The organism is Pseudomonas sp. Marseille-Q8238 (genome assembly GCF_965111915.1).
In genome coordinates this window covers 1,484,820-1,503,139 of sequence record NZ_CBCOPI010000001.1, presented here as the reverse complement: position 1 = coordinate 1,503,139, position 18,320 = coordinate 1,484,820, and the positions used below count along the sequence as shown (strand labels likewise).

The following is an 18,320-nucleotide window of genomic DNA, read 5'->3' as shown; positions in this document are numbered from 1 at the left end:
TCACTTGCTGTGCTCCGGCGACGTAGGTCCCTCGACCACGCCGCGGGGGCCGGCAATGCCCCAGACGATCAGACCGAGGAACGGGAACAGCACGATTCCCAGCGACCACAACGCCTTGGTTTCCACTCCCGTGTCGCTGCGAAACACACTGACGATGGCCCACAGGTCGAGCAGCATGACGATCGCCACCAAGGCGATCAGCAGGTAGGTCAGTAGATCCGGCATATCGTGCCCTCCTCAGGTGCAGCCATAGGGTTTCGGCCCGGCGAATGAGGCGAGGGTTCCATCCGGGCGACCACAGGTAGCGCCTGACCACCGGTAATCATTCTCCCTGAACGATTGGCAAACGCGGGGCGTCGGAACCTGTGTGCACCCGATCAACCCTTCGTTAATCAACGCACGCTACCCGTTACCGGGACAATGTCGATATGGGAGAAGACAAGTGACTACCACTGACGTGAAAGACACCATCAAGACTCTGAACACCCTGATCGAGACCAGCAAGGATGGCGAGGCTGGCTTCAAGGTCTGCGCTGAAGACGTCAAACGCCCCGACCTGAAAACCCTGTTCCTCGACCGCGCCCAACAATGCGGCCAGTCAGCTGCCGAGCTGCAACGCATCGTCCGCGAACTGGGTGGCGACCCCGAGGACAGCACCAGCCTGGGCGGTGACCTGCATCGTCGCTGGGTCGACCTGAAGTCCCTGGTGACCGGCAAGGACGACACCGCCGTACTCAACGAATGCGAGCGTGGCGAAGACGTGGCCAAGAAACACTACGCCGAAGCGCTGGAAAAACCACTGCCGCCGCAAATCCGCTCCGTGGTGCAGAGCCAGTACGAGGGTGTGTTGCGTAACCACGACCAGATCAAGGCCCTGCGCAACAGCGCCCGCGCCAGCTGATCCGATCAGGCGCAACGCAAGAACCGCCAGGGGTTAGCCCTGGCGGTTTTTTATTGGCTATCACGCTGACGGCCATCCTCAAGTGCGGTGTGCACAGCGTCCCTACCCTGGGATGCCTAAGCCTGCGGATACCAGCGCGGCGTGTACACCCACTCGCCACCATCGGCGCGGGGGAAGCGCCGGGTGGTGCTGGAACCGATGATCACCAGGGTACGCATGTCCACCAGTTCCGGCGTCAGCTCGCCCAGGGTGACGATGCGCAGGCGCTCGGCCGGGCGACCGATATCACGGCCCAACACCACCAGCGCCTCGGGGGCGCGATGGCGGCGCACGATCTCCAGCGCCTGGCCCAGCTGCCACGGCCGTGATCTGGAAATCGGATTGTAGAAGGCCATGGCCAGATCGGCGGCGGCGGCATGGTCGAGGCGTTTTTCGATGATCGACCAGGGCTTGAGGTTGTCCGACAGCGACAGCATGCAGAAGTCATGGCCCAGCGGCGCGCCAGCCTTGGCCGCGGTGGCCAGTGCCGCCGACACGCCCGGCAGTACCTGCAGCTCGACCTGGTGCCAGCTTTGCTCCACCGAGGCTTCCAGCGCTTCCAGTACGGCGGCGGCCATGGCGAACACGCCCGGATCACCGGACGAAACCATCACCACGCGGCGGCCCTGCGCGGCCAGTTCGAAGGCATGGGCGGCACGTTGCAGTTCTTCACGGTTGTCGCTGGCATGCAGCACCTGGCCGGCGTGGAACGGCCCGGCCATGTTCACGTAGGTCTCGTAGCCGAGCACGTCTTCGGCCTCGTCCAGCGCCTGGCGCACCGCCGGGATCATGCAGTCGGCAGCACCTGGGCCAAGGCCGACCACGCTCAGCAGACCACGCGGCCTGCCGATGGCAGCCGCCGCGTGTGGGTCGTCTGCCAGGTGCAGGCTGATGCCATCGGTCGTATGCATGGCAGGCGGCAGCGCGCGCGCGCTATCGATAAAGCGCAGCGGCACAGCCAGGGCATTGGCCGCCTCGAGCAGTTCCGTCGACCCCATCTGCCCACGCCCGGCGATCAGCGCCGACAAGGCCGCTTCAGCCAGGCCGGCCTCGGCCAGGGCCGCACGAATCCGTGCCGGCAGATCCGCCGAGGTCTCCTGGCACTGCACCAACAGCAGGCGTGGGTGGATCAGCAATTCGTCCGCCCCGGCCCGCGACTGTGGGCTGACCCGGATACTGCGCGTGGCCTGCTCGCTCACCGGCAGCCGCGCCTCCGCCAACCAGGGCGCCGCGCCGTCGATGCGCACGCTCTGCCCTCCGAGCAGGTCGCTGACCAGCCGTTTGCCCTGCTCCAGGTCGGCCAGCACGTAGCCGTCCGGCGGGTTGAGCACGCAGGTGCCGAAACGCAGTTCGCCGCTGGTGGTGATGGCCGGCGCCACGGCCAGCAACGCCGCCATCTCGCGGGCCATCAGGTTGACCCCGCCGAGCCCACCAAGCAGCGGCACCACCGCGCTGCCGTCTTCGGCCACGGCGAGCACCGGCGGTTCAGCGCCCTTGCTGGCAAGCAGCGGCGCCAGGCTGCGAATGACGATGCCGGCGGCGCACAGGGCGATGATCGGTGTCCCCGCGCGATACAACCCGCGCAGGGTCTCGCCGAAATCGTCATACAGCTGATCGGCACCCTCGGCACGGCCGCGCAGGCCATGCACAACGGCTTGCGGGTAAAGGGCCTGCAGACGGCGGGCCGTGGCCAGCGCGCTGGCACCGAGGATGATCAGGGCGGGAGTGGTGGACATCTCAGGCTCTCGAACAGGAATCCGTGGCTCGCAGCCAGACGCTCCGGGCATCCGACAAGCACTCGTCAATCAAATCAGGGGGCACTCAGCCGCGCCATTTCTCGCCAGGGATCACCACCAGCGAGAAGTACGGCGAAGCCATCGGGTCGACCTCGTCCAGCGGCACGATGCGCTGATTGTCCATGGTCGCCCGCTCCACATAGCGCGCGCGTTCGGCCAGGCCCAGCTCGCCGAGCACCCGACGCACCTTGTCGAAGTTGCGCCCGAGTTTCATCACCACCGCCGCATCGGTAGCCGCCAGGCGCTGCTTCAATTCGTCCTCGGGCAGCACGCCGGAAAGCACCGAAAGGTGCTGGTTGCGGTACACCAGCGGCACGCCGAGCACCGCCGCCCCGCCGAGCATCGAGCACACGCCGGGAATCACCTGGGCCTGGTAGCGTTCGGCCAGACGGTCATGCAGGTACATGTAGGAACCGTAGAAGAACGGATCACCTTCGCAGATCACCGCCACGTCGCGCCCGGCATCCAGGTGCTCGGCGATCTGCACCGCGCAGGTGTCGTAGAAATCGCTGATCACCGTTTCGTAGGACAGCGGCGGTTCGAGCTTCTCGGTGGTGACCGGATAGACCAGCGGCAGGCGCTGCTGGCTCTCGCACAGGTGCTGTTCGATGATGCCGAAGGCGTTGCCGCCCTGCCCCTTGCTCGCCTTGGCCTTGGCCACGAAGTAGCCCACCACCGGCGCGGCCTGCAGCAGACGCAGGGCCTTGAGGGTGATCAGTTCCGGATCACCGGGGCCGACGCCGAGCCCCAGCAGACGTCCTTTGCCCGCCATCATTCGACCTCCGTGGCCAGCGCGTTGACCGCAGCCGCAGCCATGGCGCTACCGCCGCGCCGGCCACGCACGATGACATAGGGCACGCCACGGCTGTCAGCGGCGAGCAGGTCCTTGGACTCCGCCGCGCCGATAAAGCCCACCGGCATGCCGAGGATCAGCGCCGGCTTGGGCGCGCCGGCGTCGATCATCTCCAGCAGGTAGAACAAGGCGGTCGGCGCATTGCCGATCACCACCACGCTGCCTTGCAGGTGCTCGCGCCAATGCTCCAGCGCCGCCGCTGAACGGGTATTGCCCAACTCGCGCGCCAGCGCCGGCACATCCTCGCCATGCAGGGTGCAGATCACCGGGTTGTTCGCCGGCAAGCGGGCACGGGTGATGCCCTCGGCGACCATCCGCGCATCGCAGAGGATCGGCGCACCGGCAGCCAGGGCCGCACGCCCGGCGGCGCCGGCTCCGGGCGAGAAGCGCAGGTCCTGCACCACGTCGACCATGCCGCAGGCGTGAATCAGCCGCACCGCGAGCTTTTCCAGATCGGCCGGAATGGCGCTCAGGTCGGCCTCGGCGCGGATGGTGGCGAAGGACTGGCGATAGATTTCCTGGCCATCGCGGATGTAATCAATCATGCGGAATTCCTGATTCGGGCTGCGCGGCGAACCAGGCGCCGGCTTCTTCGAGACTGAGAGAGGGGGCCAGCAGACGGCCGAAGCCAGCAGCATCGGGCGCCCGCTGATACAACTGATAATCCCCGCCGGGCTGGGCCAGCAGGGTGAAGGCCGCCACATGGGCGGCGGCGCAAGAACGCGGGCAACCGCACAGGTGAACCTGCGGCGCGCGTCCTTGGGCGGTGAGCAGCGTCGCCAGCCGACGGGCATCAGCCTTGGTATCGGCCAGCCCCTTGGCGCAGGCCTGCGAGCCGGTGCAGGCCAGCAGTTGGCCAAGTGGCTCGTGCCGGTCGACGACCAGACCCAATTCGCCAAGGGCCTGCAACACCCGCGAACTGGCAGCGGCGGGAATATTCGGCAGCAACACGCCTTGCCAGGGCGTCAGGCGCAGTTGGCCATCGCCTTCGCGCTCGACCAGATCGGCCAGCGCCAGCAACTGCCTAGCCTCAAGACGCCCCAGGGGCGCCCCCGCCACCAGCATATGCAGGTCATTCTGACGCTGCACATGGGCGCCAAGTGGTACGCCAATCGCGCTCGACTGCTCGACCTCGTCCGTCACCGCGCGCAAAGCAAAGGGCAGACGCGCCTGCAAGGCCTCGACAAAACGGGTTATCCCAACCTCTGCCAACAGATGGCGCATACGCGTCTGTTGCACGTCAGCCATCTCAAGGAACAGCTGCAAGACGGCACTCACCAAAGGCACGACCTGAGCCAGGGTGACCGCCGCCAGTGGCGGCTCGACCGGGCAACCGGCCAGGCCGAAGGCCAACAGCGGCTCGCTGCCAGGCACGGCACGCAACCACAGGTCATGGGGATGTTCGCGCATGGCCAGGGCTTCGCCGCCATCCAGCTGCACAGCGAACTTGGGCGATAGGGCGTGGAAAGCTGGGGTGTCCTGCAGCAGCGCCAGCAGGTCGTCGGCCAGCGGGTGCACATCCAGCAACGCTGCCGGGTCGAGGCCCGCCGCCGGGCTGATCAACAGGTTGCGCACATCGTCCGCCCCCGCCGTGCGCGGCCCCAGGCCTGCCGCCAGCAACGCGGCGATCAACGCATCGCGCCGCTCATCGCGTACACCGCGAATCTGCAGGTTGCTGCGGTTGGTCAGCTCCAGCACACCGCTGGCGCAGCCCATGGACGCTCGCGCAATGGTCCGGGCCTTCTCGGCCGGCAAGATCCCGCAAGCAAGCTTGACCCGGCATATGCCACCGTCCAGCGCCGGCACGATACGCAGCAGGCCGGGGCAGGCAGAGGGGCGAATGGCTGGGTTGGCGTTGGGCAAGGCGAGGTCCAGGGATGGTCGATTCACACGCCGGATAGGGTTCGGGGCCGGCGTTTTCGGCAGCCGCTGCACACCTCACAAAGGTCTGTACGGGAATGCCAGGGCGTAGCCCGGAAACCGGGCCCTGCAGAAGGCGCTATTATGCCCGCTTTGCCCGGCCCGGCGACAATTCAGCTCGTCGGCAGGCAGGCGACGCTCGATGAGGATGGCGCAATGGCGCAGTGGTTGACGGTTGTGGGAATCGGTGAGGACGGCTATGCAGGCCTGGGCAAGACAGCCCGCCGGGCGCTGCTGAATGCCCAGCGGATCGTTGGCGCCTCGCGCCAGCTCGACCTGCTGCCCCCGTGCATCCGTGCCCCACGCCAGGCCTGGCCCAGCCCGTTCAGCCTGGAGCCGGTACTGGAACAGCGCGGCACGCCGGTCTGCGTGCTGGCCAGCGGCGATCCCATGCTGTTCGGCGTCGGCGCCAGCCTGGCGCGCCAGGTGACGAGCGAGGAACTGCGGGTATTACCGGCGCCCTCCTCCTATTCACTGGCTGCCGCCCGCCTGGGCTGGCCCCTGCAAGACGTGACCCTGCTGTCGGTGGTCGCCCGCCCGCTGGCCGCGCTCAACGGCCACCTGCATGCTGGTCGACGCCTGTTGATCCTGTGCAACGACGGCAGCAGCCCGGCGGCGATTGCCGAGCTGCTGCGCGAACGCGGCTTCGGACCCAGCCGCCTGAGCGTGCTGGAGCACCTTGGCGGCCCGTTGGAGCGCCGCGTCGACGGCCAGGCCGATGGTTGGGCCTTGCCACAAGCCGCCGCCCTCAACCTGCTGGCGGTGGAATGCCTGGCAGGCGCTGACGCCCTGCCGCTGCCGCTGACCTGCGGCCTGCCGGACAGCGCCTACCAGCACGACGGCCAACTGACCAAGCGCGACGTGCGCGCCGTCACCCTGGCCCGTCTGGCACCACGACCAGGTGAACTGCTGTGGGACGTCGGCGCCGGTTGCGGCTCCATCGCCATCGAATGGATGCGCGCCCATCCCAGTTGCCGCGCCATCGCCATCGAGGCAGATGCCGGTCGCCAGGGACTGATCGCCCATAACCGCGACGCGCTTGGCGTACCCGGCCTGCAGTTGGTGAGCGGCGCTGCCCCCGAAGCGCTGAACGGCCTGGAGCCGCCGGATGCGATCTTCATCGGCGGTGGCGTGACCGTGCCCACCGTGCTGGAGCAGTGCTGGCAGCAGCTCAAGCCAGGTGGGCGCCTGGTGGCCAACGCCGTTACCCTGCAGAGCGAGGCAATGCTGATGGGCTGGCGTGAGCGCCATGGCGGTGAGCTGACCCGCCTGCAAGTCGCCCAGGCTCAACCGCTCGGCGGCTTCGACACCTGGCGCAGCGCCCTGCCGATCACCCTGCTGGAGCTGCACAAACCGCTGGGCAGCCCGACATGAAGCGCATCCTGCTGCTGGGTGGCGTAGGCGATGCCCTGCGCATTGCCCGGCGTCTGGGCCCGGCACACATCTACAGCCTCGCCGGGTTGGGTAAGGTGCCCAGCGACCTGCGCTGCCAGGTGCGGGTCGGTGGCTTCGGCGGCGCGGCCGGCCTGGCCAGCTTTATCCGCGCGCAAGGCATCAGCCTGCTGCTCGACATCACCCACCCGTATGCGGCGCAGATCAGCCGCAACGCGGCCCAGGCAGCAGAAGACGCAGGTATTCCCTGCTGGGCCCTGCGCCGTCCGGGCTGGCAACCAGGCCCGCAGGATGACTGGCGTACGGTGAACGACTGGGACGAACTCTCCCTCGCCCTGCACGCCTTCCAGCGCCCCTTCTTCACCCTTGGCCGCGAACCGCTACAACACCTCGACACGATTCCAGCAGGGCAGTTCTGGACCATCCGCATGCTCGACGAGCACCCCGGCAATGCGCGCGCGCGGGTGATCGGCAATCGCGGGCCGTTCAGCCTGGACGAAGAGCGCGACCTGTTCGCGGCGGGCAATTTTGACGTGCTGATCAGCAAGAACAGCGGCGGCGATGCCACCGAAGCCAAGCTGCAGGTCGCCCGCGAACGCAGCCTGCCAGTACTGCTCCTGGCCCGCCCGGAGCTGCCGGAGGTGGACCGCACCTTCGTCAGCTGCGACGCCTTGTGGCAAGCGTTGCCAGATGGTCTCGGGTAGACTGCCGCGCCTCAGAAACCCTCTGCGGCGACCGCCCGGAACGGTTCAATACTTTACGGATACACGATGACCACCGCCCTGCCCCATCCATACTCCCGCGTGCTCTATGTCGGCCCAGACCTGCAACGGGGCTCGTTCGCCGAACTGTTTCAGCGCCAGCTGGTAGCAGCGCGGAACGAATCGGCACTGGCCGATATCGTCGACACCACGGAGGGCTACGACGCACTCTGGCAAACCGTTCGCGCCAGCATCGCCGCCGGGCAATTGCCATTGCTACTGATCGATCTCGACCCGAATTCGAGCAGTCCCTACCTCGACTGGCTGCGCAGCGAACTGCAACAACTCACCAGCGATCCGGCCATACAGGCGCAACTGCTGGTCGCCCGTGGCGATGCGGCTGCCGTGGACATACTCGACACGCTGATCGAACACCGTGAGTCGCACCTGGACTGCGTGACCGTCGCGCCACTGCCGGGCGCTCACGCCTGGTCATGCATCCCCGAACACGATTATCGCGTGCTGCTGTGCAACGGCCCTCGCTGCACGCGCCGTGGCGCACTGCCTCTGTGGAAAGCCCTGCGCGAGCAGCTCAAGGCCGCCGGCAAGCTGGAGTGCGCAGGCGGCGTGCACATCACCCGCACGCAGTGCCAGTTCCCCTGCGATCAGGGGCCGACACTCAGCGTCTACCCGCCAGGTGCGTGGTATCAGGTGCAGAACGAAGAGGAGGTGCGCACGCTGGTGCAGGAGCGCTTCGTCGAAGGCCGCGAAGTCCCGGCGCTGTTGATGCGGCCGCTGCCGGCGTGATCGGCGCGCCTGTCAGAACTGCGCCCGTGGTGCGCATGGCGCACCCTGCAAAAGCAACGGCTTCGTAAGGCGCGCTGTGTATTCAGCCGAAATTACAGGTTCATCACATCGAGAAAGCGCGGAGTGGCGCTTTCGTCGATCTTCAGGCTGTTGAAGTCGAACAGGTTGCGGTCGGCCAGTTGCGACGGCACCACGTTCTGCAGCGCGCGGAACATGATCTCGGTACGCCCCGGCGACTTGCGTTCCCACTCCACCAGCATCTCCTTGACCACCTGACGCTGCAGGTTTTCCTGGGAGCCGCACAGGTTGCACGGGATGATCGGGAACTCCTTCATGTCCGAGTAAGCCTGGATGTCCTTCTCGCTGCAGTAGGCCAGCGGACGGATCACCACGTTGCGCCCGTCGTCGGCACGCAACTTGGGTGGCATGGCCTTGAGGGTGCCGCCATAGAACATGTTGAGGAAGAAGGTTTCCAGGATGTCGTCGCGGTGATGCCCGAGGGCCATCTTGGTCGCGCCGATCTCGTCGGCGAAGGTGTACAGCGTGCCGCGGCGCAGGCGCGAGCACAGCGAGCAGGTGGTCTTGCCTTCCGGGATCTTCTCCTTGACCACCGAATAGGTGTCCTTCTCGACGATGTGATAGGCCACGCCAATGGATTCCAGGTAGGCCGGCAGCACGTGCTCAGGGAAGCCGGGTTGCTTCTGGTCCATGTTCACCGCGACGATTTCGAAGGAGATCGGCGCAACCTTCTGCAGGTACAGCAATACGTCGAGCATGGTGTAGCTGTCTTTGCCGCCGGACAGGCAGACCATGACCTTGTCGCCCTCTTCGATCATGTTGAAATCGGTGACGGCTTCGCCGGCCAGGCGGCGCAGGCGTTTCTGCAATTTGTTCTGGTTGACCGAGAGGCTGCTGGACATGCGCGGGAAATCCGGGGGAAGGCGAAAAGCTGGCCATTTTACGCACAAAGCCGGCTCACGGCAGCCCGTGTTAGGCTCTGAGCGCACATTCCCACTCCCTGATGGCCGGCCTTCCGATGAACAGCGACCTCGACCCCGCCCAGTCACTCTGCGAGCAGGTGCATGAACTGCTGCGGGGAACACCTGCGGGCATCAGCGAGTTCGAGTTGATTCAGCAGCTCAAGAGCCGGCACTCCACGCATATCCCCAACCTGCCACTGGCCGACAAGCTGGTGCTGTTTCGCACGCATTTCCTGCTGTTCAACGCCCTCTACCTGTTGCGCGAACAGCTGTGGCAGGCCCAGCAGGCGCACGTGGACATCAATCCGCTGTGCGTCCGCCTGCTGCCCTGGAGCCCCGGCCAGGCGGCACTCGCCGAACGCGATCCCCTGCGTGACTACTACCTGGACCTGCGCCACCTGCGCGAAACCGGCGAAGACGACGTGGAAAAGCTCTTGGCCAGTTTCTGGACACGCATGCAGGGCGGCGACGAAAAACGTGCCGCACTGGAGCTGTTCGAACTGGACCTGGACCAACCAATCAGCCTTGCCGTCATCAAGCTGCGCTATCGGCAGCTGGTGAGCCAGCATCACCCCGACCGAGGTGGCAACACCAGTCGTCTGCAGTCGATCAATCTGGCCATGGAAATACTTCAGCGTTATTACCGCTGACCTGAACATCGCGATTCGCTCTAAGCCACGCACCGCGCGGGCTGCAGCCTTTGCCTATACTGCGACATACGGTCGCAGTGATTCGAACCGATACCCGCCATCGCTGGACGACGCGGAGCGGGCCTCTTGTTCGGGGCGGCCGACAATAAAAAAGAGGAGGTGTCTGCATGATCCACCATGTTTGGGGGCTCTTCACCCATCCCGACCAGGAGTGGCAGGAAATTCGTGGCGAAGAAGAAAGCATCAGCCACATGTACCTGACCCACGTTCTGATTCTTGCTGCCATCCCGGCACTCTGCGCTTACTTCGGCACCACCCAGGTGGGCTGGACGGTAGGTAATGGCATGCCGGTCAAACTGACCGAATCCAGTGCGTTACAAATGACCGTCATGTCGTACCTGGCGATGCTGGCCGGGGTCATCGTGATGGGCGCGTTCATCCACTGGATGGCCCGCACCTATGCCGCCAACCCAACCCTGACCCAATGCGTGGTGTTTGCAGCCTATACCGCCACACCGCTGTTCATCGGTGGCATAGCCGCGCTTTACCCCAGCCTGTGGTTGGCGATGCTGATCGGCACGGCAGCGGTGGCCTACACGGTGTACTTGCTGTACACCGGCCTGCCAACCTTCATGAACATCTCGACTGAAGAAGGCTTCATGTTCTCCAGCTCTGTCCTGGCCGTCGGCCTGGTGGTGCTGGTGGCAATGATTGCCTGCTCGGTGATTTTCTGGGGGCTGGGCGTCGGCCCGGTATACATCAGCTGAATCATGACGTTGAAGCAGAAGCCGCCATCAGGCGGCTTCTTCGTTTCTGCAGGGCCGAAAAAGGTTGAACCCCCTGGTGGCATAGCGCGCTCTAACCTATGACGCCGATGCAAAAGCATTCATCGGGCCACCACCCTTGCCCAAGGAGGAACGCCCCATGGCTCCGCATTTTCTCACCCTGTTCACGCGCCCGGATGCTGCCTGGCACGAGATCCGCCAGGAAGAGGAACGCAACAGCGTGCACTACCTGAGCCACCTGCTGCTGCTCGCCCTGATACCCGCGGTCAGCCTGTTTATCGGGACCACGGAGGTTGGCTGGAGCCTGGCGGAAAACGAGCGCGTAACCCTGGACACCCGCAGCGCGCTGCTCCTCAGCATAACCATCTACCTGACGACCCTGCTCGGCACCCTGATCATGGGCGGGTTCATTCGCTGGATGTCGCGTACCTTCGAGGCACGTCCAACGTTGAACCAATGCATCGGCTTCGCCGCCTATACCGCGACGCCGCTGTTCATCGCCGGACTGGCCTCGCTCTACCCGAGCCGCTGGCTGGCAGTGGCTGTGCTGGGCCTGGGGTGTGCCTACTCCACCTTCCTGCTGTTCGTCGGCCTGCCGACCTTCATGCGCCTGCGACAGAACCAGGGACTGGTCTATGCCGGTTCGGTGTGGGCCGTGGCAGTGCTGGTCCTGGTGACGCTGCTGGTATCGGCCATCCTGCACTGGAACATGTACCTGCAACCGAACTACGAGCGTGCGCCAGCCACTGACCAGGCTTACCCGACGCAGGATGAACGCCCGCAATAGCGCCAGTCGACAGGCGGACAATTGGAGATAGGGTCTCCTCCCGAGGGATTGCGGCATAATTGCCGGCTTCTGGAGGAGCCGCATGCCCGAGTCGCTCAACAACCGCGTGGAAGCCTGCTATCAACAGGCCGAAGCCTTCTTCAACCGCCGCTTTCCCCGACCCGAGGTCAGCTTCAAGCTACGTGGGCAAAAAGCGGGGGTAGCCCACCTGACTGAAAACCTGCTGCGCTTCAATCCCAAGCTGTATGCGGAAAACCGCGAACATTTCCTCAAACAGACCGTGGCCCACGAAGTCGCGCACCTGATCGCCCATCAGATGTTCGGTGGACGCATCCAGCCTCACGGCGAAGAATGGCAACTGATCATGCGCGGCGTTTACGAGCTGCCGCCGGATCGTTGCCACACCTATGACGTTGGCCGGCGCAAGGTCACGCGTTTCGTCTACCTCTGCCAATGCCCGAACAGCAGCGAATTTCCCTTCTCCGCCCAACGCCATTCACTGGTAGCCAAAGGCCGACGTTACTTCTGCCGGCGCTGCCGGGCGACGCTGGTATTCAGCGGTGAACAACGTGTCGAATAGCGTCTACCCCATGACCTTGCCGGCCTTGAGCTCGGCGATCTGCTCGTCGTTGTAGCCAATTTCGCGTAGTACCTCGGCGCTGTGGGCACCTACCGCGACACCAATGTGCCTCGGTGCATCCAGCCCACCGGAAAAACGGATCGGGCAGGCAATCTGCCGCTGGGCCGCCCCGCCCTCGCGTGGCACCTCGGTGACCAGCCCGCGCGCCTGGAGCTGCGGGTGCTCGACGGCTTCGGCCAGGCCCAGCACCGGTTCGACACACGCATCCACAGCAGCAAAACGCTGCTGCCATTCGGCGAAGTCGCGCTTCTCGATCTCGATTTCGATCTCGCGCTTGAGCGCGCGCTGGTCTTCCGCCTTGGGCGAGAGGCCGCGTGCAGCCAGCTCCGGGCGCCCCAGTTGTGCGCAGAACTGCTGCATGAACTGCGGCTCCAGGCTACCCACCGACAACCAACGGCCATCACGGGTGCGGTAGTAATCATAAAAGCTGCCGCCATTGAGCGCCTGGCCTTCCATCTCCGGCTCCACGCCGCCGGCGAGGAAGCCGGCACCGGACATGGCGTGCAGGCTGAATGCACAATCGGTCATGCTGATATCCACGTGCTGCCCCTGCCCTGTCTGCTGGCGTTGCACCACCGCAGCGAGCAGACCGATAACGCCATGCAGCGAACCACCCGCGATATCCGCCACCTGCATACCCAGCGGCAACGGCCCGCTCTCGCGTCGTCCCGTGTAGCTGGCCAGGCCGCTCAGGGCCAGGTAGTTGAGGTCATGACCGGCACGATCCCGGTACGGCCCGGTCTGCCCATAGCCGGTAATCGACACATAGATCAGCCGGGGATTGATCGCCTTCAAGACGTCGTATCCCAGCCCGAGTTTGTCCATCACGCCCGGCCGGAATTGTTCCAGCAGGATGTCGTACTCCTCGACCAGTCGATGCACCACCGCGAGCGCGCCGGGCTGTTTGAGATCCAGTGCCAGCGAACGCTTGTTGCGGTTGAGGTAGGCGTGGCTGGTCGAACAACCGCCCTCGAAGGGGGGCAGCACGCGGACCAGATCTGCACGGGTCGGCGATTCCACACGCAGCACCTCAGCGCCCATGTCCGCCAGCAGCAGCGAAGCGAACGGCCCAGGCAGCAGGGTAGAGAAATCGAGGACTTTCAACGAAGACAACGGGCCAGACATGACGACTCCAGAATCAGAAAGGGTCAACAGGCAAGCTTGAACACACGCTGCGTATCTACGCCGGTTCTCGCTCTCGGCTCGAAACGGGAGCTCGGCTCTGCTCAGGCAACGAGGCGACGCGCGTGACGAAACGTTGCCAGCGAACGGTACCTTTAACAATGCATGGGGGTTGACCCACGGCCTTGATGGCCCACGCTGGTTGAACGTGCCCTCAGGGTAGGTGCCGTTGACGGCCTCGCTCAATGACCCAAGCGCTCGGCGCCATTGACCCAATCGCCCAGGCGCGCAACTGCTCCACAACATTGCCCTTCAACTGTAGATTGCGCGCCCGCCCATGCGGCGTATCCTTTGCGCTCCCGCAAAGGAGCCGCCCGTGCGTCCCGCCGACTATTTCCGCCTGCTTGCCCTCGCTGCCATCTGGGGCGCGAGCTTCCTGTTCATCCGCATGCTGGTGCCGCAGGTCGGTGCGTTGCCCACCGCCTTCGGCCGTGTACTGCTGGCCACACTGGGCCTGCTGGTGATCATCCAGGTCATGCGCAGCGGCTGGGATTACCGCGGCAAGCTGGGCAAGGCGCTGCTACTGGGCGTGGTCAGTTCGGGGATTCCGTTCGCCATGTACGCACTCGCCGCTCAGCACCTGCCGGCTGGTTACTCGGCAGTATTCAATGCCACCACCCCGTTGATGGGCGTATTGATCGGGACGCTGTTCTTCCATGAACCCGCCACACCGGCGAAATTCGGCGGTGTGTTACTCGGCCTGGCTGGCGTTGGCGTGCTGACCCGCACCGGGCCGATGGCTTTCGACACGGAGCTGCTACTGGGCGCCGTCGCCTGCCTGGTCGCCACCAGTTGCTACGGTTTAGCCGGCTTTCTCACCCGTCGCTGGATCACCCAGCAGGGGGGCGTCGACGGTCGCTTGCTGGCCTTCGCCAGCCAGCTCAGCGCCAGCCTTCTGCTGCTACCCTTCATGCTCTGGAAACTGCCTAGCCAGACTCTTGCACCCTGGCTCGAGCCTTCGCTGTGGCTGGCATTGGCCGGTCTGGGCCTGGTCTGCACATCCCTGGCCTATATCCTGTATTTCCGCCTGATCGCTGATGTTGGCCCGGTCAAGTCGATGGCCGTGACCTTCCTCATTCCACCGTTCGGCGTGCTCTGGGGGGTGTTGTTGCTCGATGAGCCGCTGTCCTGGGCCTATCTGTATGGCGGCGTGCTGATCGCCATGGCGCTGTGGCTGGTCTTGCGTCCCAGCCCGGCGCCTCGCACCTGAATCCGCGCGGCCTGCCAGTAACCTGGCAGGCTGGCCTCGTCGATCAGGGTTGCAGTTCCTGCTCGGTAAACAGATCGCTGAACAGCATGCTCGACAGATAACGCTCACCGGAGTCCGGCAGGATCACCACGATGGTCTTGCCCTGCATCTCCGGCGCCTCGGCCATACGCACCGCCGCTGCCATGGCTGCTCCACAGGAAATGCCACAGAGGATGCCCTCTTCCTGCATCAGGCGCAGGGCCATGGCCTTGGACTCGTCATCGGAAACCAGCTCGACGCGGTCGACGATGGACAGGTCGAGGTTCTTCGGCACGAAACCGGCACCAATGCCCTGCAGCTTGTGCGGGCTGGGTTTGACCTCTTCGCCCGCCAGGGTCTGGGTGATCACCGGCGAGCCAATCGGCTCCACCGCCACCGACAGGATCGGCTTGTGGCGCGTGTGCTTGATATAGCGGGAAATACCGGTGATGGTGCCGCCGGTACCGACGCCCGCCACCAGTACATCGATGGCACCGTCCGTGTCGTTCCAGATTTCCGGACCGGTGGTTTTCTCGTGAATCGCCGGGTTCGCCGGGTTCTCGAACTGCTGCGGCTGGAAGTACTTCTGCGGGTCGGAGTTGGCAATCTCGGCGGCTTTCTCGATAGCCCCTTTCATGCCCTTGGCCGGTTCGGTCAGGACCAGTTCAGCGCCCAGGGCCTTGAGCACCTTGCGTCGTTCCAGGCTCATCGACGCGGGCATGGTCAGCAGTAGCTTGTAGCCACGTGCCGCCGCAACGAACGCCAGGCCGATACCGGTGTTGCCGGAGGTGGGCTCGACCAGGGTCATGCCCGGCTTGAGCACGCCGCGCGACTCGGCATCCCAGATCATGTTGGCGCCAATCCGGCATTTCACCGAATACCCTGGGTTGCGCCCTTCGATCTTGGCCAAGATGGTGACGCCCTTCGGCCCCAGGCGATTGATCTGCACCAACGGTGTATTACCGATGGATTGCGCGTTGTCTGCATAAATGCGGCTCATGGCGTTTGTCCTTGTCGATACGCGAGCCCGTCAGCCTATGCCGCATGACCCGGATCGTCCAGCCGCAGACAGGTCGAACTCTCGACAGCACGTTGCAGTCCATCAAACAGACGCGCAGAAACGGATGCCCTGATGAAACGTCGCTACAGCCTGCCCTTGTGGCTCCTGCTTGGCCTTGTCGGCCTGGTGGTGGCGCTGCATATCGCCCTGCCCTACGTGATCCGCGACTACCTCAATGGCAAGTTGGCGGACATGGGCGACTACCGCGGCCACATCACCGACATTGACCTGGCCTGGTGGCGTGGTGCCTACCAGATCAACGGTCTGCGCATCGTCAAGACCGACGGTCAGGTTCCCGTACCGCTGCTCGACGCACCCACTATCGATATTGCGGTGAGCTGGCACTCGCTGTGGTACGAGCACGGTATCGTCGCCCAGGTGATCTTCACTGCGCCGGAGCTGAACTTCGTCGACGGCGGCAAGGATCAAAGCGCCTCACAGACCGGTGCCGGTGTCGATTGGCGCGAACAGTTGAACAAGCTGCTACCCATCACCCTCAACGAACTCCGGGTTGTCGACGGCACCCTCGGCTTCCACAACTACAGTGCGAAACCACCGGTCAACATCAAGGCCAACAAGATCGAGGCCAGCCTGTACAACCTGACCAACGTTGCCGATGCCAGCGGCTCGCGGGTGGCCCGTTTCGAAGGCAAGGGCCTGCTGCTCGATCACGCGCCCATAGAAGCCACGGCAGTGTTCGACCCATTCCACAACTTTCAGGACTTCGCCATGCGCCTGCGAGCCACCGGCATCGAACTGCGCCAGCTCAATGACCTGGCCAACGCCTACGGCAAGTTCGACTTCAATGCCGGCAGCGGTGACCTGGTGATCGAGGCCAGCGCCGAGAACGGACAGCTCAGCGGTTATATCAAGCCCCTGCTGCGCGATGTGGAGGTATTCAACTGGCAACAGGATGTGGAGCGCGACGACAAAGGCTTTTTCCGTTCCATCTGGGAAGCCCTGGTCGGTGGCAGCGAAAAAGTGCTGAAGAACCAGAGCAAAAACCAGTTCGCCACTCGCGTCGAACTCAGCGGCAGTGTGGAGCAGCAGAATGTCAGCGCCTTGCAGGCCATCCTCGGCATTCTGCGCAATGCCTTCATCAAGGCCTTCAATACCCGCTTCGAGAACAGTCCGCCATCGGAATGAGCCCGCGAATCGCTGCCCAACTCAGCTAAAGTCGGGCCCCTGGCGAAGAATGTGGTCGATAACCGCGTGACCCGCCATTCAGTGACTGAATGGCACGTCTGCGTTCACACTCCACCTCCACGCACGTTATAGTCGCCACTTTCGTACATACCGAACCACCCGGTTTCGCCACGGGCGTTACCGTTCGAGGATTTCCAGATGAAGTTCGAAGGCACCCAGTCCTACGTCGCCACCGACGACCTCAAGCTCGCGGTCAACGCCTCCATCACCCTGCAGCGTCCGCTGCTGGTCAAGGGCGAGCCAGGCACCGGCAAGACCATGCTCGCCGAGCAACTGGCCGAAGCCTTTGGCGCCAAGCTGATCACCTGGCACATCAAATCGACCACCAAGGCTCACCAGGGTCTGTACGAGTACGACGCGGTCAGCCGCCTGCGTGACTCGCAGCTGGATTCGGACAAAGTCCACGATGTGCGCAACTACATCAAGAAAGGCAAGCTGTGGGAGGCCTTCGAGTCCGAAGAACGCGTGATCCTGCTGATCGACGAGATCGACAAGGCCGACATCGAGTTCCCCAACGACCTGCTGCAAGAACTCGACAAGATGGAGTTCTACGTTTACGAGACCGACGAGACGATCAAGGCCAAACAGCGCCCGATCATCATCATCACCTCGAACAACGAAAAGGAACTGCCGGACGCCTTCCTGCGCCGCTGCTTCTTCCACTACATCGCCTTCCCTGACCGCGAAACACTGAAGAAAATCGTCGACGTGCACTACCCGAGCATCAGCAACGAGCTGGTCGCCGAGGCGCTGGACGTGTTCTTCGATGTACGCAAGGTGCCGGGCCTGAAGAAGAAGCCCTCCACCAGCGAACTGGTTGACTGGCTGAAGCTGCTGATGGCCGACAACATCGGCGAAGCAGTGCTGCGCGAGCGCGATCCAACCAAGGCCATTCCGCCACTGGCCGGTGCCCTGGTGAAGAACGAGCAGGATGTGCAGTTGCTCGAGCGCCTGGCGTTCATGAGCCGTCGCGCCTCGCGCTGAGCAGTCCATGTATCACGGCAGTTGCCTCTGTGGCGCGGTGACCTACCAGGTCGACGCGCCCATAGATTCCGCGACCCATTGTCATTGCACACAATGCCGTAAAGGGCACGGCGCGGCGTTCGCCACCTACACCAACGTGCGTCGAGAACATTTTCGGTTCACCCAGGGCGAGGAATCGGTTGTCGTGTTCAACTCTTCGCCGGGTGTGAGCCGGACGTTCTGCCGCCACTGTGGCACCAACCTGCAATGGTTCGCCGAGCACCCCTACCCCAACTGGCTGTCGATCGCCCTGGGCACGCTGGATACACCACTGACGAACATCGCGCAGAAGCACATTCATACCGACTCATGCGCTGCCTGGTACCGTCTAAGCGACAGCACGTCTGTCGAAATGCGCGATTGAGGACAT

At 64.3% G+C, this 18,320-nt stretch carries 20 protein-coding genes; 12 read left to right on the top strand and 8 right to left on the bottom strand.

Going from position 1 to position 18,320, the window contains the following annotated elements; translation table 11 throughout:
- Positions 1 to 225: a PLD nuclease N-terminal domain-containing protein gene (locus ACWPW0_RS06940; protein WP_447590395.1), complete on the bottom strand. Its 225-nt coding sequence runs from the start codon at positions 223 to 225 to the stop codon at positions 1 to 3.
- 217 nt (positions 226 to 442) lie between these two features.
- On the opposite strand from ACWPW0_RS06940, the gene ACWPW0_RS06935 reads away from it, so the two are divergent.
- Positions 443 to 901, top strand: a complete 459-nt coding sequence (locus ACWPW0_RS06935) for a PA2169 family four-helix-bundle protein (RefSeq protein ID WP_454254840.1) — start codon at positions 443 to 445, stop codon at positions 899 to 901.
- 116 nt (positions 902 to 1,017) lie between these two features.
- Here ACWPW0_RS06935 and cobJ read toward each other — a convergent pair whose 3' ends face one another.
- From cobJ to cobG, 4 genes are all read right to left on the bottom strand, one after another.
- Positions 1,018 to 2,676: a precorrin-3B C(17)-methyltransferase gene (gene cobJ, locus ACWPW0_RS06930; protein ID WP_454254839.1), complete on the bottom strand. Its 1,659-nt coding sequence runs from the start codon at positions 2,674 to 2,676 to the stop codon at positions 1,018 to 1,020.
- A gap of 85 nt (positions 2,677 to 2,761) precedes the next feature.
- Positions 2,762 to 3,511 carry a precorrin-2 C(20)-methyltransferase gene (locus ACWPW0_RS06925; protein ID WP_454254838.1) on the bottom strand — a complete coding sequence of 250 codons (750 nt, stop codon included), beginning with the start codon at positions 3,509 to 3,511 and terminating at the stop codon, positions 2,762 to 2,764.
- Complete coding sequence (locus tag ACWPW0_RS06920; protein ID WP_447590387.1) at positions 3,508 to 4,134, bottom strand: precorrin-8X methylmutase; 627 nt, start codon at positions 4,132 to 4,134, stop codon at positions 3,508 to 3,510. Before ACWPW0_RS06920 ends, ACWPW0_RS06925 begins: the two co-directional genes overlap by 4 nt.
- Positions 4,127 to 5,452, bottom strand: a complete 1,326-nt coding sequence (cobG, locus tag ACWPW0_RS06915; protein WP_454254837.1) for a precorrin-3B synthase — start codon at positions 5,450 to 5,452, stop codon at positions 4,127 to 4,129. The genes ACWPW0_RS06920 and cobG overlap by 8 nt, the downstream gene beginning before the upstream one ends.
- 213 nt (positions 5,453 to 5,665) lie before the next feature.
- On the opposite strand from cobG, the gene cbiE reads away from it, so the two are divergent.
- From cbiE to ACWPW0_RS06900, 3 genes are all read left to right on the top strand, one after another.
- Positions 5,666 to 6,883 (top strand): precorrin-6y C5,15-methyltransferase (decarboxylating) subunit CbiE, encoded by a 1,218-nt coding sequence (cbiE, locus tag ACWPW0_RS06910; RefSeq protein ID WP_454254836.1) that lies wholly within the window; start codon positions 5,666 to 5,668, stop codon positions 6,881 to 6,883.
- Positions 6,880 to 7,605, top strand: a complete 726-nt coding sequence (locus tag ACWPW0_RS06905; protein ID WP_454254835.1) for a cobalt-precorrin-6A reductase — start codon at positions 6,880 to 6,882, stop codon at positions 7,603 to 7,605. Before cbiE ends, ACWPW0_RS06905 begins: the two co-directional genes overlap by 4 nt.
- A gap of 66 nt (positions 7,606 to 7,671) precedes the next feature.
- A complete protein-coding gene (locus tag ACWPW0_RS06900; RefSeq protein ID WP_454254834.1) occupies positions 7,672 to 8,409 on the top strand; it encodes a (2Fe-2S) ferredoxin domain-containing protein in 738 nt (245 codons plus the stop codon).
- 92 nt (positions 8,410 to 8,501) lie between these two features.
- Here ACWPW0_RS06900 and ttcA read toward each other — a convergent pair whose 3' ends face one another.
- Positions 8,502 to 9,329: a tRNA 2-thiocytidine(32) synthetase TtcA gene (ttcA, locus tag ACWPW0_RS06895; protein WP_447590377.1), complete on the bottom strand. Its 828-nt coding sequence runs from the start codon at positions 9,327 to 9,329 to the stop codon at positions 8,502 to 8,504.
- A 116-nt stretch (positions 9,330 to 9,445) separates the two neighbouring features.
- Between ttcA and ACWPW0_RS06890 the strand changes: the two genes are divergently transcribed.
- From ACWPW0_RS06890 to ACWPW0_RS06875, 4 genes are all read left to right on the top strand, one after another.
- Positions 9,446 to 10,039, top strand: a complete 594-nt coding sequence (locus ACWPW0_RS06890; protein ID WP_454254833.1) for a DNA-J related domain-containing protein — start codon at positions 9,446 to 9,448, stop codon at positions 10,037 to 10,039.
- A gap of 167 nt (positions 10,040 to 10,206) precedes the next feature.
- Positions 10,207 to 10,806, top strand: coding sequence for a Yip1 family protein (locus ACWPW0_RS06885; RefSeq protein WP_447590373.1), 600 nt, complete (start codon positions 10,207 to 10,209; stop codon positions 10,804 to 10,806).
- Between the two features lie 157 nt (positions 10,807 to 10,963).
- Positions 10,964 to 11,611 (top strand): Yip1 family protein, encoded by a 648-nt coding sequence (locus tag ACWPW0_RS06880; protein ID WP_454254832.1) that lies wholly within the window; start codon positions 10,964 to 10,966, stop codon positions 11,609 to 11,611.
- 82 nt (positions 11,612 to 11,693) lie between these two features.
- Positions 11,694 to 12,191 carry a SprT family zinc-dependent metalloprotease gene (locus ACWPW0_RS06875; RefSeq protein ID WP_454254831.1) on the top strand — a complete coding sequence of 166 codons (498 nt, stop codon included), beginning with the start codon at positions 11,694 to 11,696 and terminating at the stop codon, positions 12,189 to 12,191.
- 3 nt (positions 12,192 to 12,194) lie between these two features.
- Here the strand turns inward: ACWPW0_RS06875 and ACWPW0_RS06870 are convergent, their stop codons facing one another.
- Entirely contained in the window at positions 12,195 to 13,376 is a 1,182-nt protein-coding gene (locus tag ACWPW0_RS06870; protein ID WP_454254830.1) for a CaiB/BaiF CoA transferase family protein, read from the bottom strand.
- A 373-nt stretch (positions 13,377 to 13,749) separates the two neighbouring features.
- On the opposite strand from ACWPW0_RS06870, the gene ACWPW0_RS06865 reads away from it, so the two are divergent.
- Positions 13,750 to 14,643: a DMT family transporter gene (locus tag ACWPW0_RS06865; RefSeq protein WP_454254829.1), complete on the top strand. Its 894-nt coding sequence runs from the start codon at positions 13,750 to 13,752 to the stop codon at positions 14,641 to 14,643.
- A gap of 43 nt (positions 14,644 to 14,686) precedes the next feature.
- Here the strand turns inward: ACWPW0_RS06865 and cysK are convergent, their stop codons facing one another.
- On the bottom strand, positions 14,687 to 15,661 hold the full coding sequence (gene cysK / locus ACWPW0_RS06860) for a cysteine synthase A (RefSeq protein ID WP_447590363.1): 975 nt from the start codon (positions 15,659 to 15,661) through the stop codon (positions 14,687 to 14,689).
- A gap of 132 nt (positions 15,662 to 15,793) precedes the next feature.
- On the opposite strand from cysK, the gene ACWPW0_RS06855 reads away from it, so the two are divergent.
- From ACWPW0_RS06855 to ACWPW0_RS06845, 3 genes are all read left to right on the top strand, one after another.
- A complete protein-coding gene (locus ACWPW0_RS06855) occupies positions 15,794 to 16,867 on the top strand; it encodes a DUF748 domain-containing protein (protein WP_454254828.1) in 1,074 nt (357 codons plus the stop codon).
- Between the two features lie 198 nt (positions 16,868 to 17,065).
- A complete protein-coding gene (locus tag ACWPW0_RS06850; RefSeq protein ID WP_447590355.1) occupies positions 17,066 to 17,911 on the top strand; it encodes an AAA family ATPase in 846 nt (281 codons plus the stop codon).
- A gap of 7 nt (positions 17,912 to 17,918) precedes the next feature.
- Positions 17,919 to 18,314 (top strand): GFA family protein, encoded by a 396-nt coding sequence (locus ACWPW0_RS06845; RefSeq protein WP_454254827.1) that lies wholly within the window; start codon positions 17,919 to 17,921, stop codon positions 18,312 to 18,314.
- The last annotated feature ends 6 nt before the right edge of the window (positions 18,315 to 18,320 follow it).

What these genes read in the sequence shown, in the direction of transcription:
- cysK (WP_447590363.1), bottom strand. Translation starts at nt 15,661, where the DNA reads ATGAGCCGCATTTATGCAGACAACGCGCAATCCATCGGTAATACACCG.
- ACWPW0_RS06925 (WP_454254838.1), bottom strand. Translation starts at nt 3,511, where the DNA reads ATGATGGCGGGCAAAGGACGTCTGCTGGGGCTCGGCGTCGGCCCCGGT.
- ACWPW0_RS06885 (WP_447590373.1), top strand. Translation starts at nt 10,207, where the DNA reads ATGATCCACCATGTTTGGGGGCTCTTCACCCATCCCGACCAGGAGTGG.
- ACWPW0_RS06870 (WP_454254830.1), bottom strand. Translation starts at nt 13,376, where the DNA reads ATGTCTGGCCCGTTGTCTTCGTTGAAAGTCCTCGATTTCTCTACCCTG.
- ACWPW0_RS06940 (WP_447590395.1), bottom strand. Translation starts at nt 225, where the DNA reads ATGCCGGATCTACTGACCTACCTGCTGATCGCCTTGGTGGCGATCGTC.
- ACWPW0_RS06920 (WP_447590387.1), bottom strand. Translation starts at nt 4,134, where the DNA reads ATGATTGATTACATCCGCGATGGCCAGGAAATCTATCGCCAGTCCTTC.
- ACWPW0_RS06890 (WP_454254833.1), top strand. Translation starts at nt 9,446, where the DNA reads ATGAACAGCGACCTCGACCCCGCCCAGTCACTCTGCGAGCAGGTGCAT.
- ACWPW0_RS06875 (WP_454254831.1), top strand. Translation starts at nt 11,694, where the DNA reads ATGCCCGAGTCGCTCAACAACCGCGTGGAAGCCTGCTATCAACAGGCC.
- cobJ (WP_454254839.1), bottom strand. Translation starts at nt 2,676, where the DNA reads ATGTCCACCACTCCCGCCCTGATCATCCTCGGTGCCAGCGCGCTGGCC.
- ACWPW0_RS06905 (WP_454254835.1), top strand. Translation starts at nt 6,880, where the DNA reads ATGAAGCGCATCCTGCTGCTGGGTGGCGTAGGCGATGCCCTGCGCATT.
- ttcA (WP_447590377.1), bottom strand. Translation starts at nt 9,329, where the DNA reads ATGTCCAGCAGCCTCTCGGTCAACCAGAACAAATTGCAGAAACGCCTG.
- ACWPW0_RS06900 (WP_454254834.1), top strand. Translation starts at nt 7,672, where the DNA reads ATGACCACCGCCCTGCCCCATCCATACTCCCGCGTGCTCTATGTCGGC.
- ACWPW0_RS06855 (WP_454254828.1), top strand. Translation starts at nt 15,794, where the DNA reads ATGAAACGTCGCTACAGCCTGCCCTTGTGGCTCCTGCTTGGCCTTGTC.
- ACWPW0_RS06880 (WP_454254832.1), top strand. Translation starts at nt 10,964, where the DNA reads ATGGCTCCGCATTTTCTCACCCTGTTCACGCGCCCGGATGCTGCCTGG.
- ACWPW0_RS06845 (WP_454254827.1), top strand. Translation starts at nt 17,919, where the DNA reads ATGTATCACGGCAGTTGCCTCTGTGGCGCGGTGACCTACCAGGTCGAC.
- ACWPW0_RS06850 (WP_447590355.1), top strand. Translation starts at nt 17,066, where the DNA reads ATGAAGTTCGAAGGCACCCAGTCCTACGTCGCCACCGACGACCTCAAG.
- cbiE (WP_454254836.1), top strand. Translation starts at nt 5,666, where the DNA reads ATGGCGCAGTGGTTGACGGTTGTGGGAATCGGTGAGGACGGCTATGCA.